Below are 18,532 nucleotides of genomic sequence, written 5' to 3' on the forward strand. Positions count from 1 at the left end.
TGTGGTTTTTTTTTAACATTCTATTAACTCATACTGATTTTGCGCTTAATAGTTCTCTTTTATACTCAGTTAATGTGGTGATCTAAAGTGATCCGTACATATCGTTTTATCATGTGAAAATGCATGTCTCAAGACTCAGGTTTTAGTGGGTTTAAAGAAATGAGTACTGTCACTAAATGTCGAATTCGTATATATATTCAGTATAAATGTCAATTTAATTGACGTTAAGTAACCGTATATCTAACATTTATATAACTTTAATAGGCTTAATAACGTGTTTTTAGTTAAAAGTTAGTACTATTTATTCATTATTATAGAGGTTAGTTTAGAAGATGTAATATAAGTGTTCTATTTTCTTTCATAACGAAGAAATATTCTTTACACAAGTATGTTATTCAGTTATCTTATATTTGAACTAATGTACAAGCTGTCTGAACAAATGATTGCCAAGTTGAAAACATGGGGGTAGGACGAATGAACAACAAGCAAGTGAAACGTTGGGCACAAGGGTTTCTGGTTTTCGTTCTTGTCGTTACAGGTGCGGCACCAATAGGTGGATTAAGTAGCACCGCATATGCTGATGAGGAAAGTGTAGTAGCGGAAGAGCAGCACACAAGTGATCAGGAGACCTCCATACCGAATACTGTCCCAACTGAAGAATCGCCAGACCTCGAGGGGACAGAGTCACCAACTAACGAAGATGGTGATTTTGATGGAACTGAAAGTGAAGAACCAGTTGAGACGGATAACTCAGAAGTACAGGAAGCAGACGAGACTGGAATCATATCCATTGCTGATGCGAGAGTCCTTGCACCAAATACAAATGTAGCCGTTTCAGGTGTCGTAACGTACAGTGAACTCTCCGGAGAATTCACGAATTATTATATCCAAGACGAAGAGGCTGGCATTGTAGTCCGAGCGAAAAATCAAGTTGACGTGGGGGATCGCATTGAAGTGTATGGTCCAATTACCCACTACAGCGGACTCGTCCAGATCGAGAAGGATAAGTCAGGTTTTTCCGAAGGATACATGAAGGTCACTGAGCAAAATATAACACTCCCCGAACCCAAAAATATGGTGTCCACAGACTTTATCAGACCAGCAGACCAAAGTAACAAAGGTCCGGGCGAAAAGTATGAGGGAATGTTTGTCGAAGTAAGAGATATTCAGGTAACACGGGGCAGTAGTTCGACGTTTTACGCTACGGATAGTCATGGTGCTGAGATGACGATTTATGCCAAAAACTCTCCTACCGCGCTAACTGTTGGCAAAACCTACGAATATGTGCAGGGTGTTCTGACATTCAACAGTAATTACGGATTAGAGATTTTGCCTAGAACAGCCGCAGATGTTGTAGAAAATAGCCTGTCTGTGATGGCGAGTATTCCATCTGGCGGGATTCCCCGGAACAATGAAGTCACATTAACCTCTCCAGCCAAGAGTGCAGTTGTACATTACACGACGGATAATACAGAGCCTACTTCTTTTTCCGCCGTGTATAGTAGTCCGATAGTGATTGATCAAGACATCGTAATCAAGGCTGTTGCCATTCTTAATGGACAATCCAGTGCAGTGTACACCTTTACGTATCAAATACTTCCTGATAAAGAAAACGTGCGTATCCATGATATTCAGGGCGCAGGACATACTTCTGTTTTTAACGGATACGATGTTAAGGATATTGAAGGTATTGTTACCTCTGTCAGTACAAGCAGTTTTTACATGCAAGAGCTTCCGGGCGAGATGGACGATGATAACCGGACATCCGAAGCCATTCAGGTTTATAAACCAAGTCATGGAGTTATCGTTGGCAATCAGGTGAAGGTATCTGGGAAAGTTACGGAATATGGGGCGGTTAACGAATTAACCACCACGCAGATTACGGCGAGTGCCATTGTAAAAGTAATAGATAAGGTAGATCTACCTGCACCTGTGAAGTTGGGTGTCAATGGACGTGTAATTCCAACCGTCATTGACTCAGACTCTTTTGCAGAATTTAATCCCGAGACGGATGCTATAGACTTTTTTGAAAGTTTGGAAGGTATGCGTGTTGAACTGGAAAAGCCTGAAATTATAGGTCCTTACTCCAGTCAACCGGGTCTGGCCGTTGTTGTGGATAATGGTGAGAATAATCCACTTCGCACACCTAACGGTGGTGTTATTCTGACCGATAACAAGAAAGATATGAATGAGAGTGATCTCAATCCGCAGCGTCTATTTATCGGCAAGAAACCTTCCAAAGCAGTAAAAACAGGCGATAAGTTGGATGGTAATGTAGTCGGAGTAATGACCTACTCTAGTGGAAATTTCAAGGTGAGTCCTGAAGGGAATTTACCAGCAGTTATCCCGGGAGAAACGAAACAAGCGACTACTTCCATTGAACAAGCGGCAGATAAACTGACCATTGCTACGTTTAATGTGGAGAACTTCAGCAAAAAAGATTCAACACGAGCCAATAAAATCGGTAACATCATCGTGGATAATCTGAACACGCCAGACATCATTGGCATCATGGAAGTTCAGGATAACGATGGCGATGCCGACACGGGCACAACAGCGTCCAATGAGAGTTTTCAGACGCTAATTGATGCAATCAAAACGAACAACGGACCAACATATCGATATAGTGAGATTTCTCCGGAAAATAACAAGGATGGCGGGGCACCTGGTGCCAATATTCGTGTAGGGTTCCTTTATCAGCCGAACCGTGTATCGTTGGCTAACGGTATCGGAAAAGGAAATGCTACGACAGCGATCACAGTCAAAGCTGACGGCAGTCTCTCCAATAATCCGGGTCGTATTGCACCAGGGGACGAGGCGTTCGCCAGCTCCCGCAAACCGCTCGCTGCTGAATTCGAATTCAATGGTGAACGTGTAGTGGTGATTGCCAATCACTTCAATTCGAAAGGTGGAGACCTGAAACCTTTTGGAAGTATACAACCTGCCACTCGAAGCAGTGAAGTTCAACGTGCGAAGCAAGCTGCATTGGTGAATGGGTTTGTGAAAGAGTTACTGAACAAAGACCATGAGGTAAATGTCGCTGTTCTTGGTGATTTTAATGATTTCCAATTCTCGAATACTTTGAACATTGTTGAAGGTAATGAACTGGACAATCTGGTAAACGAACTGCCAGAAAATCAGCGGTATTCCTACATCTATGATGGAAACTCCCAGACACTGGATCACATTTTGGTGAGTAAAAATCTGACTGAGACGGCAGCCATCGAAGTGGTACATGTGAATGCCGATTTTGAGACAGCAGATGGACGAGTGAGCGACCATGATCCATTGCTTGCACAATTGAGTATTGGAGATCCAGTGGAAGAAGGGGACTTCAACCTGCGCGTACTGCACACAAACGACACGCATGCGCATCTGGATAACATCCCACGCCGAGTAACGGCAATTAAGGAAGCGCGCAATGATAATACCCTGGTGCTGGATGCAGGGGACGTATTCTCTGGTACATTGTACTTCAATCTGTTTAATGGTCTGGCTGATCTGGAGTTCATGAACATGATCGGATATGATGCCATGACCTTTGGTAACCATGAGTTTGATAAAGGTCCAAGCGTACTGAAAGCATTTATTGAAAAAGCAGAGTTCCCGTTTGTAAGTGCTAATATTGATTATTCAAAGGATGCGAGCTTGAGTGGTTTGTACAACAATAGCATCGGTGATCCGGGTGAGAAAGCTGAAATCTATCCGGCGATTATTACGGAAGTGAATGGTGAGCGAGTCGGTATTTTCGGACTGACAACACCTGATACGGTATCTCTTTCTTCACCAGGAGATGACTTGAAGTTTGCGGATTACAAGGCAAATGCACAAGCAACTGTACAAATGCTGCAAAATGAAGGTATTAATAAAATCATTGCTTTGACTCACCTTGGCTACTCTGAGGATCTGAAATTAGCTGAAGCCGTAGAAGGAATCGACATTGTGGTAGGTGGTCATTCACACACCATTCTGAACGCACCAGTTTTGGTGGATGCCCATGCGGACCAAACTTTGGTTGTGCAGACTGGGGAATATGACGTTTCTCTTGGTCAATTGGATGTTACGTTTGATGAAGCAGGCGTATTGAAGAAGTGGAACGGCAAATTATTGAGTCTGGATGCCAAAGATGCTAACGGCCAATTCGTCTATGCTGATGATGTGGAAGCCGCAAACAAGCTGAAAGAATATGCGCCTCAGCTGGAACAGTTCAAGAAAACGGTTATCGGTAAAACAAATGTCTTCCTGGATGGAGAACGGGGCACTGTGCGGAAACAGGAAACCAATCTAGGAAATCTGATGACAGATGGCATGCTGGAGAAAGTGAAATCCATTGTGCAGGAAAACGACGTCAAAGGATACGTCGCGATCCAGAACGGCGGTGGCATTCGTGCTTCATTCCAGACAGGTGATATTACGCTGGGTAATCTCCTTACTGTGATGCCATTCGCTAATAATCTGTCTGCGTTGAAAATGACAGGCAAGGAAATCACAGCCGCGCTGGAAAATGGCGTTAGTGGTGTGGAAACGGGAGAAGGGCGCTTCCCACAAGTGGCAGGCATGCGTTTCTACTACGATTCCACGAAACCAGGCGAGAAAATTGATGCAACGACCAATACCGTGACCCAAGTGGGTCAACGTGTGGTCAAAGTTCAGATTAAGAATACAGATGGTACGTACTCGGATATCGATCCGAACGGGTACTATATCGTCGCTACCAATTCATTCATGGCTAACGGCGGAGACTTCTATCGTGCTATGAGAACAGCGAAAGATGATAATCGATTCTACGAATTAAATCTGGTCGATTATGAAATCTTCCATGAACATCTAGACCGTGTAGGTAATGTGAATCAAGTGACGGAAGGACGCAGCACGGATCTGAAAGGTACGCCACTTCCGGGGGGCGGAAATGGAAGCAATCCTGGTAATGGTGGCGGCAATAATGGAAGTAATCCGGGCAGTGGTAACAGTGGTGGAGGGTCTACAACACCTACTCCGCCTGTAACTCCAACCACACCAACCAATCCTACAAACCCAACTACGCCAACTGTTCCGGGTAGTGGGGAAGGTACTAATCCAACCACTCCGGTTGTAGACCTGAAGGACGTCGGGAATCACTGGGCAGCAGTTGCCATTGAACAGGCCATTTCCCGGGGAATTGTGAAGGGGTATCAGGATGGTAATTTCCGTCCGAATGCACCAGCCACACGCGCAGAATTCATTGTGATGTTGGGCAGAGCATTTGAACTTCCAGCCAGCAACAAGGCATTGACGTTTAAGGATGCTGCTGGGATACCTGCATGGGCACAATCCTTTATTGCTCAGGCAGTGGATCAAGGCATCATTAGTGGATATACGGATGATACGTTCCGTTCATCGGGCAAAGTATCTCGGGTAGAGATGACGGTTATGCTCGTCAGAGCACTCGGCCTTCCAGTGGAGTCCGATCCGGCACTGAGTTTCGCGGATGCAGATAAAGTACCTGCATGGGCCGTTCCGTATATCGCTGCTGCATATGATGCAGGACTGGTGAAGGGAACAGGCAAAAATATGTTTAACCCCCTCGCTGAAGCAACACGTGCTGAAGTGGTAACCTTGTTATTGTCAGCAAGCGAGTTGCAAAAGCAATAAACGCATGATAAAAGACGGTTTAAAACAGCTTGCAGACTCCCATCTGCAAGCTGTTTTTTTACTAATTAATGCCTGTTAATTTTCACCAAGTGAAGGTATAGTAGACAGGATTATATTAAAGGAGTGTTGACGTAATGCAAGATCAACCCGTTTTAATCGCACTATTTGCCATAGCGGCAGGAATTTTTAGTTTGCTCGGTGGTATCAACAATTGGGATTGGTTTATGAAGAGCTTTAGAGCAGGAATTTTTGTGAAGACCATTGGACGGCAGGGCGCAAGAGTGGTATATGGTATTCTCGGTGTAGTCATGATTGTCATTGGTGTATTACTGTTACTGATCGGATAGTTATTGGGAAATAAACGAACTAACCAAGTGTCATCTACATACGATGTTCATGATTTAAGGCAAAGTAAGAGGATATGTGAGAAGAGTCAAATGGAAAAAGCGTTTGAATGCTTAAAGTAGCAGTATGCAGTAAGACCAGGATAGAATATCAAATCAAATAGCATGCCTGAAAAAAACATAGCCATAACAAAAAGACCACCGAAAAATTTCGGTGGTCTTTTACCAAATTCAGGTTTATCCATCTCAATCTGGTTTAATTATCTTTTAAGTCTTCAACAGAGTTGATATCCATGTACGTTGGAACAACCAGACCTTGTTTAACTCCTGTCATGCTGACAGCGATATCTTCAATCTTGTCTCCATATGTCTTCCAGTAGTCCCCATGTGTAAGCGGGAGCCAAACGGCTGGAGAAGCATCGATATCACCTGCTGCCAAGCCTGCCCACATGGGGCCAGCTTCGACTTGCAGTGCTTTGACTGTGTAACCCAGATCCGTCTCAAGCACATACTTCATCAGGTTGGTACTCGCAATTTCAGAGTCCCATGCAACATAACCGAGACGTAAATTTTCACCTTTAACCGGGGTTAACCCCTTGGTCCATTCTTCAATTTGGTCCGGATGTTTTTCTGCATAAGTCTTGGCAGCTTCTTCAGGCGAAACGCCCTTTTGAATGTCTACCATGATTTCACTCATTTGATCCGCAGTCCAATTAAAACGAGAGAAGAACTCATAGGCAACGGGATGATCTTCTTTGATTCCCTTACGTCCAACCGTGTGAACTTCCTCTGCATCGCCGAAAATTAAGTCGGGATCATCCAAATACTTCAGATCATACTGATTGAACATCCAGTGTGGAGTCCAACCCGTAACGATGATGGGTTCTTCATTTTTATAAGCTTTGTCCAACGATGCAGTCATTGCTGCTCCAGAACCTTCAATCAGATTCCAGTTAGACAAATCATAATGCTTGATGGCGTTTGCTGTGGCCTTCATCAGACCTGCACCCGGGTCAATACCAACAATCTGGTGATTAACCTCTTCGCCCACATTAGCACTTGCCGATGGAGTGGAAGAAGCGGCACCGGTCTCCAGATCTGCAATCGAGTTTACTTCAGTCATGTACTTAGGAACCACGAGGCCTGTACGTACACCTGTCATATTAGCCCCCAGATCGTCCACCTGGTCTTTGTAACGTTCCCAGTAGTCTGCGTGTGTCAATGGCAGCCAAGCTGCTGGAGAGGCATCTACGTCGCCTGAGGCAACACCCGTCCACATTGGTCCGGCTTCGACTTGCAGAGCGTTAACTTTATAACCCAATTTGTTTTCCATCACATATTTCAGCAAGTTTGTACTTGCGATTTCGGAATCCCAAGCCACATAGCTGAGTTTGAATGCATCACCGTTCACTGGAGTCAGACCTTTGGTCCACTCAGCAATCTGATCGGCATGTTTCTCAGCATAAGCTTTAGCTGCTTCTTCTGCGGATGTGCCATCTTGGATAGCAGTCATCATTTCACCCATTTCATCCGATGTCCATTGGAAACGGGACAGGAATTCAAACGCAACAGGGTGATCTTTTTTCAGACCTTTACGGGCGATGGTATGAATTTCTTCAGCATCACCGAAAGATTTCTCTGGATCTTCCAGATATTTCAGATCATATTTGTTGAACATCCAGTGTGGAGTCCAACCTGTAATAATGATTGGGTCTTCATTTTTGATGGCTTTGTCCAGCGTGGCCGTCATGGCTGCACCAGAGCCTTCAATCAGAGTCCAGTCAGTCAGTTTATAGTCTTCGATCGCTTTTGCAGCAGACTTCATGATACCAGCCCCTGGATCGATACCAATAATCTGATAATTCACTTCTTGACCTACAGCATTGGCTGCTGAATTGTTGCCACCAGCCGAAGTTGTGCCACCAACGAAGTATTGTGAGAAACCAGCTACAAGCACAAGGAATGTTGCCGCAGCAGTGATCCATGCTTTTTGCTTGGCTGTAATGCGTGAAGTCTTTTTACGACCTGGCATAAACACATTTTGTGTAAAACGGTCCAGAACAATCGCGAGTACAACAACGGCCAGACCGGCTTCGAAACCTTTACCGATTTGAAGCTGTGTTACAGCACGATAGACTTCCGCACCAATACCTTGAGCACCGATCATGGATGCAATAACAACCATGGACAGTGATAGCATGATGGTCTGGTTAATACCGGACATCACGGTAGGCAAAGCGAGTGGGAGCTGTACTTTGAACAACTTTTGCATGGAAGTTGAGCCGAATGCATCAGCTGCTTCAACCAATTCACTAGATACCTGTCTGATCCCCAGGTGAGTCAGACGAATCGTTGGCGGAATCGCAAATATAACAGAAGCGATAACACCTGGAACGACACCTAGACTAAAGAATGTGACCGCAGGCAGCAAGTAGACAAATGCAGGCATCGTCTGCATGAAGTCAAGCAGCGGTGTAATGATACGCGCCGCAGTTTTACTGTATGCGAGCCAGATTCCGACAGGTACACCAAGCAGGATCGAAACCAATCCCGAAGTGATAACCAGACCGAGTGTGTCCATCGATTGGGACCAGTATCCCAAGTTATCTACGAGCAAGAACCCGATAACCGTAAATAGTGTCAGTGGGAGTCGTCCTACGAGGAACGCAAGAACACCCAATATGGCAATGAACAGGAGTGGATGGGGCAGCATGAACAGCCCGGAGAAAAATCCAACTACTGCCTGAATAACAATAGAGATTACATTAAACAATCCGGAGAGCGAGGAGCTCATCCAGTCAACGATGGATTCAATCCACGATGCTAGTGGTATTTTGGGAATCATTCGCAAGTTCCTCCTTTACTGCAACTTCACCGCTAAGTGCACCCAGCAGGGCACCGCGGACGATAACACCTTGCAGACGGCCATTCTCACCAACAACAGCGAGCGGCACATGGGCTGAACTTACAATCTCAAACAATTCATGAATCAGGGTTTCAGGCGACACCGTCGGCCCGTCCGTGATCAGAATGTCATTTAATACTTTATTTTCGCGCATTGCACGGGTTGCATCTTCTGCAGTAATGACACCAAGTAGCTTCTTCGAACGGTCAATGACAAACAGATTAGAGACACCATTTTCGCGCATGAGTTCGAGGGCTACCCGAGGACCTCGGTCAAGTGTGATTGTCTCAGGGCGACGCATGACGTGAGCGGCAGTGAGGACCTTGGACAGATCCACGTCTTCGACGAAGCGGGCCACATATGAGTTGGCCGGTTGAATCATGATTTCTTCCGGTGTACCGATCTGCACAACTGCGCCGTCTTTCATGAGGGCAATACGATCGCCGATGCGCAGCGCTTCGTCCAAGTCATGGGTAATGAAAATAATGGTCTTTTTCATTTTATCCTGAAGCTCGATCAACTCATCTTGCATATCACGGCGAATCAATGGATCAAGTGCACTGAAGGCTTCATCCATCAGTAGTACTTCCGGGTCATTGGCAAGTGCACGCGCCAAGCCGACACGTTGCTGCATCCCGCCACTGAGTTCATCTGGCATTTTGTCTTCCCAGCCCTTAAGGCCAACCAGCTCAAGTGAGGTTTTTGCCTTCTCCCGGCGTACTTCCTTATCTACTTTTTGTATTTCCAATCCATACTCCACATTATCAAGAACGGTACGGTGCGGGAACAACGCAAACTTCTGGAAGACCATGCTAATCGTTTTCCGGCGCACTTCGCGCAATTGTTCTTTGTTCATCTTGCGTAGATCCTTACCATGGACCAGAATTTCTCCGGATGTTGGTTCAATCAGACGATTGAACATCCGAACCAGTGTGGATTTACCACTCCCGGACAGTCCCATAATAACGAAAATCTCGCCTTCCTTAATGTCCATGTTGACCCGGTTGACACCAACCGTTATCTGTTTTTCTTTGGCCAACTTTTCTTTACCCCAACCTTGCTCCAGTAATTGCAGACCTTGCTCGGTTTGGGGTCCAAACAATTTACTTACGTTTTTCACTTCAAGTATGGTCATGTTTTCACCCCTTCTGATGTGTTGTGCACTTCGAACGGCTTTCAGCATCCATAAGCCCATACACTTATGCGCCCAGCCACGAAATCCGGTAATTGTTGCTTCGCTTCCCGTCTTTCTGGGTAACGTTTTTAAGTCTAACAATACTTAACCAGTATATCAACCGAATAAACAGTACATAATGTTTGTACAGTAAAAACTGTACAAAGTTTTTCGTCCAAATACTCCGTCATTCTCCTTATTCTGGCTAATAAGGCAGCTTTACATTTGACATTGCTTTTCCTACAATAGAAAATGAGCTGAATTGAAGCTGAATTTTTTGGTTAAAAGATAGTCATAGGCAATTGTAGCCTGGTAAAGTTCCCATTTTCATACATTGGGTGAATGAAAGCCCTCTGGCATATATGATGTCCGGCCGAGTGCTTTCCCATGTAAGCAGGACTTTTAAAGTGTTGCAATTATTTCGCCAAAGACTGTGGAATGTTCAGAATGGAGGTTGCAAGCATGGGCTTGGACCATTTACAAGAGGAACAGCAGGCAACCGTGCTGAAGATTCGTAAGCGCGTCATTGAAGCCATTGGACGTAATATGGATCTTTACGGCGTTACGCTGTCGACGGGACACTTATATGGATTGCTATTTTTTGCAGACAAACCAATGACCCTTGACGATATGGGACGGGAAATGGAAATGAGCAAAACGAGTATGAGTACAGGTGTACGAACACTGCTGGATTTGAAAATGGTAAATAAAGTGTGGAGCAAGGGCTCCAGAAAAGACCTATATGAAGTGGAATACGACTGGCATCAGACGTTTACGGATTATTTTGCGATTAAATGGAGAAAAGCCGTGGAGAGTAACCTTCAGATTCTACGCAAATCAATTGAAGAACTGAATCGGTTAGTCGAAGGTCTGGATGAGCAGGCAGACGCTGAACTTATCCACATTCTGATGGAAGACAAACACAAAGTTTTGCAAGCGGAAGCATATTACAAATGGTTGGATCGGTTGATTGATACCATGGAAAATGAAGAGATATACAAGCTGGTTCCGAAGGAAGAGATTAAGGAACATTCATAATTACATGCAAAGGGCCCTTTCCGTTATAGGAGAGGGTCCTTTGGCCTGTGCAATATCTTACTGAATTATTAATGAAGGAACACGATGTAAAAGATAATCTTGCCCATCGTATCGACCTATGTTCACATCTAATGTCCGATCAGACCCGCCTGAGGAAAGACTACAGACTGCTGAGCAAGCTGTTCCAGTTCGTTCAGAATCTGCAACCGGCCACCCGGGGTCCAGCATAACCGTTGCCAGTTCGAAATATCGTGAACGTTACCATACAATACAGCAGGGGATCGATTCCATGATGCCGTTTGTTTCATGCGTCGGAACACCTTTTCACTGACAGGCTGGAGCGAAGCACGATGGATCAACAGGTAATCCGTGTCCAGCACGGGAATACTATCCGCTACATACTCATTTCTGGAACTTTCGGGAGATACGAGCTGAGCAGGCTGGAGTCCCAATTCAGCATACAACAAGTGATTTAATGGATGCTCGCCAGTCCCTTGTAAGCGAATGAACTGATTCGTAACCTCCATCAGAGCCAACCGTTTTTGTCCGAAATAGGGTTGCAGGTTCAGGCTTGCTTCAAGCTTGCGAAATTCAAGTTCTTTGAAATTCAGCAACGCTTGCTTCTCACGTCCGACTAGTTCGGCTATGCGAATATGGTTCTCTTTCCAGTCATCAGTGGACTCCAAGATGATGGTGGGTGCAATACTTTTCAGGCGATCATAGTAGGGCTTGTGGTAAAAGTCACCGATGATCAAGTCTGGCTTCGCCTGCCGAAGTTGATCGAATTGTCTGGTTAATCGGCGTTCTTGTTCATATTCATCCGATTCTCGGTCAAACACACCTTCACCTTCCAGCACAGCTACCGGGCGCAGTCCAAGCGAGGCCAAGTTCTCATGGAATCCCATAATGGATGCTGTAGCTACGCGAAGTTGATCTCTTTTCATATATACGCTGGGAGCAATCCCCAAGGTTTGTTTGAATTTGCGGCTAAAATAATACTCATTGCCATACCCGACAGATACCGCGACGTCTTTTAGGACACAGGATTCCTCTGTCAGCTGTTTTTTGGCTTCGTTTATACGTAAACGATTCAGGTAATCGGTCGGTGACATGCCTTTGGCCTTCTTGAAACTGCGTGAATAAGAGCTGGGCGTGAGTCCAGCAATCTTGGCAAGCTGATCCATGCTGATTCCTTCACTCATGTAACGTCGCATATACATAATACTGCGTTCCAAGGCAGGGTCCACTTTCTCATGATTGGCTTCCAGCCGGTTCTCTGAGAGAAATTGCAACAGTTCATGCAGCTGGCTATGTATGCTGATAAAGTGATCGGGTTGAAGGCCGCGATAGGTTTCATACAGTTGTTCCAAACGTAATACAGCCTGCTGCTCATGACGAACCAGTAACCTGCCTGTATGCCAATCCAGCGGGAAGGCAGGTGAAGAGGTCATTTTCCATTCACCGCGCACTTGTTGCAAACAAACCGTATCCATGCTTAGCAATATACATTCGGTCATATTCGAGCGTGCAGCGGCCTCGATGGTTGTTCCTGGCTTCAGTACAAACAAGCTGCCCGCTTGCGCCGTGTAGACTGTATCATTCAGGACCAGAACACCGTCTCCTTGCAAAATAAGACAGAGCATGGGCCGTGACACCGTCTGGCCTTGCACACGGAAATTCTCCCCACGACGCACACGGCACATGGAGGAGAGGAGCGGTAGAGATGAGGTTTCAGCAATGAAGGGAAACTGTTCAGTCATACGGACCATCCTTTTGTCTTATTTTTCTTAATGATAACAATTATCATTCTCATATGGAAGATGTTTTTGAAAAATAGTTTTCGACAACCAAAAAAGGACTACCAAGAGCCGTTATGGCTGCATGGTAATCCTTTTTGTTATGGACAAGTCCGTTGAATGGGCTATACGCCTGAATCAACAGGATATGTTAGTACGGTGTCACCAATAGAATATTGTCGAGGAAAACGTCGCTCATTACTTTTTTCCCTGTTCCACCCGTTTGCACGTGATACAAGCGATATTGATCTTTGGCATTGATGTAGAAGAGGCCCGCAACATCATCTCTGATATGGAATGCATCCCATTCGTCCCCGGTAAGTTTCGTTACTTTGAGAGCTGTATTAACCGAATAGAGCCCGTTGTTGCCCGAGATGTATGCAGCCGTAGATGTACCATTGGTCAATTGATTCGCCACATACGTTACATTTGTCAGGTTCAGGTTGGCAGACTTGGTCACTTTGTTGCCCGAGACCGTTTTGGCATAAGCCTTTTTGTCTGCATCAATAAGGACAACCTTGTCTGTACCTAAGGCACTTGCTTCACGAACGCTCTTGTTATGAAGCTGAAGTGTTTTGGCTGAAGTGGTTAACGCAAACGCTTTGCCTTTGGCATAATTGTAATCCTTATTGCTGTCGAGAACGATTCCTTTATTATACACGTAAAGATTGTTTCCCCAACCACCGGAATATACAGCATTCACATCCAGTTTGGCTTTGGGATTAACCGCAGTTGCTTTGCCAGTGTTGTATTTCACCTTATACATGACAACAGCATTGGTGGAGTAAAACTCCTCGTAGGGGTCTGTATTTACCATCAGTTGCAGTTCGTTTTTGGCTTGATTCGTAAAATAACGTCCTTCCACTGCGCCTGCGGCAATCCGCTGCACAGCTCCAGCACCGTTGGACGTTTTGGACACGATCCACGTGTTTCCATTAACCAACGCATTATAGTAGGCACGCCCTTTGGTTACCAGGAGGAATGGGAAGTCGGTATCAGCCTTGTCAGCAATCTTGGTGACAGATGAAGCGTCACTATTGCCATTCGCGCGATAAATGGTACCTGTAGCATCCAGATAATAGATGAATCCGTTATCCGTGTAATAGCTGAGTACATCTGTAGCAAATGTCTCTGCCGCATCGCTGGACCCGTCATTCGGAACCCGAAGCAAGGTTGTGGAAGAAGCAGTCTGCGTGTAGTAGAGATAAGAGCCTGCCGCGAGCAAGTCCACACCATGGAAATCAATTAATACTTCTGTTGTATTGCTGCCATCCGCCGATACTTTGTACAAAACTCCGTCGGACTCATAATACACTGTGGATTGGCTAAGTGAAGCTGCCTGGGCTGAGGTTCCACCTCCCAATGTCACTGCTGCAATGAGTGTAAATAACAGCAATGTACAGATGGTGCGTTGTACGTATGTATACCTTGTTTTCATTCGTTCATCGTCCCCTTCGTTCTTCTATATGTATGTCGTTAATTCCTTATGTTATATCGGTAAACTATGGAAGATATGTTAGCTCTCAAACATGAAAAAAAGAAGAGATTGAAATTGAATTTCATAGTCATTCAAACCTGAAATCAAATTGCGCATGATGCTGCCAATCCCGTCCCAAAGCATACTCCGCCTGACTTGATCGTGATAACATTACACTCAACCAGAGCAGCGAAGAGAGCCAACTGACAAACAACCAACGACAGGAGCGAAACGATATGATGAATATAGCAACGATTGGTACAGGGTCCATTGTGGATGCCATTTTGTCTGCGATCAATGAGCTGGAAGATGTTACGTGTACAGCGATGTACTCCCGGAAGAGAGAGACAGCACAGGAGCTTGCGGGTAAGTATGGGGTCGATACCATCTATACGGACCTGGAATCCCTATTTTCAGATACAAATGTAGATCTCGTATATATTGCTTCACCAAACAGCATGCATTACGAACAGGCCTATCAGGCACTTCAACATGGCAAACATGTCGTCTGCGAAAAACCGTTCACGTCCACGCTTGAGGAAGCAGAAACGCTGATTGCACTTGCAAAAGAAAAGAATCTGTTGCTGTTTGAAGCCATCTCCAACATTCATCTGCCCAATATTAAAGTCATACAGGAGCAACTACCAAAGCTTGGTCCGATCAAACTCATCCAGTGTAACTACAGTCAATACTCGCGCAAATACAATGATCTGCTTGCAGGGGAAACGCCGAACGTATTCAATCCACATTTCTCTGGTGGCGCGCTGATGGATATCAATATTTATAATCTGCATCTGGTCATGAATCTGTTTGGCAGTCCGAATACCGTATCGTATACCGCGAACAAGCATGCAAACGGCATTGATACGTCAGGTGTAGTGGTTCTTAAGTATCCGGAGTTTATTGCGGAATGTGTAGGTGCCAAAGACACAAACAGCATGAACTTTGTGCTCATTCAGGGGGAGAAAGGTTATCTTCAGGTTGTGGGAGGAGCAAACGGTTGCCGGGAGATCAAGCTTCAGATCGGGAATGAGCCTGCTGAGGCGTATAATGCGCAGACCAAATCCAATTGGCTGTACTATGAGTGGGAAGCGTTCAGGGACATCCATGCAAATGGGGATCACAAACGGTGTTACGAACTGCTCGAACACAGCCAGTCTGTAATGAGTGTACTTATGAGTGCACGTAAGGATGCCGGGATTGTATTTGCAGCAGATCAGCTGTAGACGTTAATACGTGTCGCTAATACTTCCCATGTACAACATGTCGAAAATGTAGAGTACCGAGACCATCGAAGACATTTTGGACAGTCTTAACTGTTCATTGTATCCGTAAGCCAGCAGCGTTTCATCACAATGTCTGGACAGGGTTGAATGGTTGTTGCCCGTGATTGCGATGACTTTCATCTGTTTGTTGCTCAGCACTTTGGCGGCTTCAATCATGGATTGGTTCTCACCTGTGTGCGATATAACAAAAGAGAGCGTCAGGCTATTGGGATTCATCGTGTTCAAGTAATGCATGTTCGGACTATTGTGAGCAATCGCAGATATGCCGAGTTCATTCCACTTGGCACAAGCCTGTTGAGCCAGATAATAATTCATATCACTGCCATAGACATCAATGCGTACGGATTCTTTGACCCAGTTCGCGATTCGTAGCAAAACAGGAGCATTTAACATCCGGCGGGTATCATCCAGCGCTTGCTGGTACAGGTAAGGAACCGAGTCGATGGCAGCCAGCACGTTGCCTTGTTCTGCAATTACATGATCCTGCGTCTGCAACGCGGAAGGTATCTGTTGATATTCAAGAGCAAGTTTTAACTGAAAGTCTGGGTACCCCTTGGTACCCAGCTTTTTGCATAGGCGAACAATGGTGGAAGAGCTTGTATAGGTCTGCTGAGCCAGTTCATGGGCTGTAGAATCAAATACAACTTCGGGGTTACTCAGGATATAGTCCACAATATGTTTCTCCTGTGCCGTTAATTGTGAAGCATATTTTAATTTTTGAAGTAGTTTGGATTCCATACAGTTGTTCCATTCCTCTCTAAAATCATCCCATAGCATATATCTCCACATCATAACCTGCGTTTATTTATTTCTCAATCTGTATAGCGGAGCGACAGTGTAGATTGTTGAATTTCGTCGCTACACTCCACATCATTCAGATCTGACTTTCCGCCAGTTGCTGACGACTATTCCACGACGTGACCAGATGAAGAAGAACCACACTTATGAGCAGGAGCGCTGCTCCAATCATGAGTAACATCCAAGGACCAATCAGCAGCATGCCACTGGCTTGACCAGCGACTAAGGCGATGAGGGGAAGGACAATTAATCCGCCGAGCTGATAGGCTTCCTGGAATCCACGGACCTTGGCTGAGATCAGGACGTTCAATAAAATGACCATAAGACTGCAAGCGGGAACAACCCACACGACAAGTATTATCCAGTTCAGATTGGGAAACATCAACGTTCCAAACATGGGGTACATCAGAATATTGGCAATGATTCCATAGATCAGGAAAGTAACCCAGGATAATAGAATGGAAGGGATCAGGGCAGCTAGCACTTTGCCTTTAAAAAGAGTGTCCATGCTGATCGGTGTGAACAACAATCCTTCCAGCGTCTTGCGTTCCTTCTCACCAGCGAAACTATTGGCCGTCAGAATACTGGAGGCCATTACCGGAATGATGAGAAACAAGGGAGCGAACATATACATGGCTAAGTAATAGACAATACGATGATTATCTGTAGGCATGGAAGCAAGCTGAGGAATCTGTCCACCATGGGTTAACGCATCCAATGATTCGAGTAGAAAGCTGATGTTGCCCAGAGAACGAAGTTCCATTCTGGAGGCCGCCCACAGGAGAGCAGAGGGCATAATGATTCCGATAATCAGTGGAACGATCAACATGGGCAACCAGAGCTGAACGCTGGCTGTGACGGACCGGATATCTTTACGTACCAGTGCACGTATGGCTTGGCGGTTATTCATGGTGGTGTGCCTCCCTTATGGCAAAATAGATACTTTCCAGATCACTGCCCGTGATGCGGGCCTGATAGACTTGACCATGCTCCGTTAATTGCCTTAGCAGTAATGGAATATCTTCACGCGATGTAAGCTGAAATACTGCTTGATGTGCGGAGATTATTTCAGGTGTAAAGTCGGTTGCCGTGTGCCATCCATCGGGTATGTCGGCTTCTACTTCGAGTTTCGGAGTGGACAGGTACCGGCTAACAATCTCCTGTTCCGTGCCTTCCTCCACGATGCGCCCCTTTTCCATGAAAATATAATGATCACAGACGGCTGACAGTTGGGACAGCACATGGGATGAGACCAGGATTGTCATCTTTTCTTCCTTATTTAACTGACGGATAATGCGTAGCACCATCTGAATTCCATCCGGATCCAGGCCATTGGTGGGCTCATCCAGAAACAGGATGGAAGGACGGTGCAAGAGTACTCGTGCAAGGCCCAAGCGTTTCTTCATGCCTGTACTATAGGTGCCGACTTTTCGATGCTGATAATCCTGCAACTCGAACAGAGTTACAAGCTCGTCGATTCGTTTCTTGGCATGCTTCAGGCCAAAAACATCTGCGAAGAAAGTCAGATTGTCACGCCCGCTCATATTTTCATATAATCCACTTTGCTCGGTAAGAGTGCCACACATGGCCAGTACTTTCTCCGCCTCACGAGCGGTGTCCAATCCGTTAATGGTTACCTGTCCACCGGAAGCGCCCAAGACTCCATTCATGATACGGATCAGTGTGGTTTTGCCCGAACCGTTGGGTCCAATCAACCCGGTGACACTGCCTTGTTTAACTGTAAAACTGACATCATGCAGTGCTTGATGCACTTTGAATTGCTTGGATATGTTGCGTACTTCGATCATGTATATTCACCGTCCGATCTGAGTTTGGAGATTATACGTGTGGTAGGCTGATATCGTTCAAATGGACGACAAAAAAGATCTATTCCTCCTTCAATAGTCCCGAATGTAAGATGCACATTTACCCTGAAGTCTGTCTGAAATCGGGTCTCAGGTTTGTTTTCACTCTGCCTTGTAACATGTATCCTTATTTTAGGGTAGAACATCCGTTTCATTGCTATTCATAACGTGGTAATGAAAGATAAGGCCTTACGTCTCATGAATGCCTGAAATATGCA

The 18,532-nt window shown here is 45.4% G+C and carries 11 protein-coding genes; 4 read left to right on the forward strand and 7 right to left on the reverse strand.

Annotated features, from left to right (window positions below):
* The first annotated feature begins 474 nt into the window (after positions 1–474).
* Complete coding sequence (locus V6668_RS06980) at positions 475–5,631, forward strand: S-layer homology domain-containing protein (protein ID WP_338708017.1); 5,157 nt, start codon at positions 475–477, stop codon at positions 5,629–5,631.
* Between the two features lie 134 nt (positions 5,632–5,765).
* Positions 5,766–5,978 carry an immunity 17 family protein gene (locus V6668_RS06985; RefSeq protein ID WP_047842001.1) on the forward strand — a complete coding sequence of 71 codons (213 nt, stop codon included), beginning with the start codon at positions 5,766–5,768 and terminating at the stop codon, positions 5,976–5,978.
* Positions 5,979–6,231: 253 nt separating this feature from the next.
* On the opposite strand, the gene V6668_RS06990 is transcribed toward V6668_RS06985, so the two are convergent.
* Both V6668_RS06990 and V6668_RS06995 read right to left on the reverse strand, forming a co-directional pair.
* Positions 6,232–8,820 carry a glycine betaine ABC transporter substrate-binding protein gene (locus V6668_RS06990; RefSeq protein WP_338708018.1) on the reverse strand — a complete coding sequence of 863 codons (2,589 nt, stop codon included), beginning with the start codon at positions 8,818–8,820 and terminating at the stop codon, positions 6,232–6,234.
* Complete coding sequence (locus V6668_RS06995) at positions 8,786–10,015, reverse strand: glycine betaine/L-proline ABC transporter ATP-binding protein (protein ID WP_338708019.1); 1,230 nt, start codon at positions 10,013–10,015, stop codon at positions 8,786–8,788. The genes V6668_RS06990 and V6668_RS06995 overlap by 35 nt, the downstream gene beginning before the upstream one ends.
* 501 nt (positions 10,016–10,516) lie before the next feature.
* Here V6668_RS06995 and V6668_RS07000 point away from each other — a divergent pair.
* Positions 10,517–11,092 (forward strand): GbsR/MarR family transcriptional regulator, encoded by a 576-nt coding sequence (locus tag V6668_RS07000; protein WP_036611216.1) that lies wholly within the window; start codon positions 10,517–10,519, stop codon positions 11,090–11,092.
* A 128-nt stretch (positions 11,093–11,220) separates the two neighbouring features.
* On the opposite strand, the gene V6668_RS07005 is transcribed toward V6668_RS07000, so the two are convergent.
* Positions 11,221–12,852, reverse strand: coding sequence for a helix-turn-helix domain-containing protein (locus V6668_RS07005; RefSeq protein ID WP_338708020.1), 1,632 nt, complete (start codon positions 12,850–12,852; stop codon positions 11,221–11,223).
* A gap of 187 nt (positions 12,853–13,039) precedes the next feature.
* The gene (locus V6668_RS07010) at positions 13,040–14,326 is read right to left on the reverse strand and encodes a DUF5050 domain-containing protein (RefSeq protein ID WP_338708021.1); all 1,287 of its coding nucleotides are present in this window, start codon (positions 14,324–14,326) and stop codon (positions 13,040–13,042) included.
* A 278-nt stretch (positions 14,327–14,604) separates the two neighbouring features.
* Between V6668_RS07010 and V6668_RS07015 the strand changes: the two genes are divergently transcribed.
* Positions 14,605–15,591 (forward strand): Gfo/Idh/MocA family oxidoreductase, encoded by a 987-nt coding sequence (locus V6668_RS07015; RefSeq protein WP_338708908.1) that lies wholly within the window; start codon positions 14,605–14,607, stop codon positions 15,589–15,591.
* Positions 15,592–15,594: 3 nt separating this feature from the next.
* Here the strand turns inward: V6668_RS07015 and V6668_RS07020 are convergent, their stop codons facing one another.
* From V6668_RS07020 to V6668_RS07030, 3 genes are all read right to left on the reverse strand, one after another.
* A complete protein-coding gene (locus tag V6668_RS07020) occupies positions 15,595–16,389 on the reverse strand; it encodes a MurR/RpiR family transcriptional regulator (protein WP_256720035.1) in 795 nt (264 codons plus the stop codon).
* A 136-nt stretch (positions 16,390–16,525) separates the two neighbouring features.
* Positions 16,526–17,359, reverse strand: coding sequence for an ABC transporter permease subunit (locus tag V6668_RS07025; protein WP_076251509.1), 834 nt, complete (start codon positions 17,357–17,359; stop codon positions 16,526–16,528).
* Complete coding sequence (locus V6668_RS07030) at positions 17,352–18,257, reverse strand: ABC transporter ATP-binding protein (protein ID WP_338708022.1); 906 nt, start codon at positions 18,255–18,257, stop codon at positions 17,352–17,354. Before V6668_RS07030 ends, V6668_RS07025 begins: the two co-directional genes overlap by 8 nt.
* Between the last annotated feature and the right edge of the window lie 275 nt (positions 18,258–18,532).

The sequence above is a fragment of the Paenibacillus amylolyticus genome, from assembly GCF_036894225.1.
In the GTDB taxonomy this organism is placed as follows: Bacteria; Bacillota; Bacilli; order Paenibacillales; family Paenibacillaceae; genus Paenibacillus; species Paenibacillus amylolyticus.

What these genes read in the sequence shown, in the direction of transcription:
- V6668_RS06980 (WP_338708017.1), top strand. Translation starts at nt 475, where the DNA reads ATGAACAACAAGCAAGTGAAACGTTGGGCACAAGGGTTTCTGGTTTTC.
- V6668_RS06985 (WP_047842001.1), top strand. Translation starts at nt 5,766, where the DNA reads ATGCAAGATCAACCCGTTTTAATCGCACTATTTGCCATAGCGGCAGGA.
- V6668_RS06990 (WP_338708018.1), bottom strand. Translation starts at nt 8,820, where the DNA reads ATGATTCCCAAAATACCACTAGCATCGTGGATTGAATCCATCGTTGAC.
- V6668_RS06995 (WP_338708019.1), bottom strand. Translation starts at nt 10,015, where the DNA reads ATGACCATACTTGAAGTGAAAAACGTAAGTAAATTGTTTGGACCCCAA.
- V6668_RS07000 (WP_036611216.1), top strand. Translation starts at nt 10,517, where the DNA reads ATGGGCTTGGACCATTTACAAGAGGAACAGCAGGCAACCGTGCTGAAG.
- V6668_RS07005 (WP_338708020.1), bottom strand. Translation starts at nt 12,852, where the DNA reads ATGACTGAACAGTTTCCCTTCATTGCTGAAACCTCATCTCTACCGCTC.
- V6668_RS07010 (WP_338708021.1), bottom strand. Translation starts at nt 14,326, where the DNA reads ATGAAAACAAGGTATACATACGTACAACGCACCATCTGTACATTGCTG.
- V6668_RS07015 (WP_338708908.1), top strand. Translation starts at nt 14,605, where the DNA reads ATGAATATAGCAACGATTGGTACAGGGTCCATTGTGGATGCCATTTTG.
- V6668_RS07020 (WP_256720035.1), bottom strand. Translation starts at nt 16,389, where the DNA reads ATGGAATCCAAACTACTTCAAAAATTAAAATATGCTTCACAATTAACG.
- V6668_RS07025 (WP_076251509.1), bottom strand. Translation starts at nt 17,359, where the DNA reads ATGAATAACCGCCAAGCCATACGTGCACTGGTACGTAAAGATATCCGG.
- V6668_RS07030 (WP_338708022.1), bottom strand. Translation starts at nt 18,257, where the DNA reads ATGATCGAAGTACGCAACATATCCAAGCAATTCAAAGTGCATCAAGCA.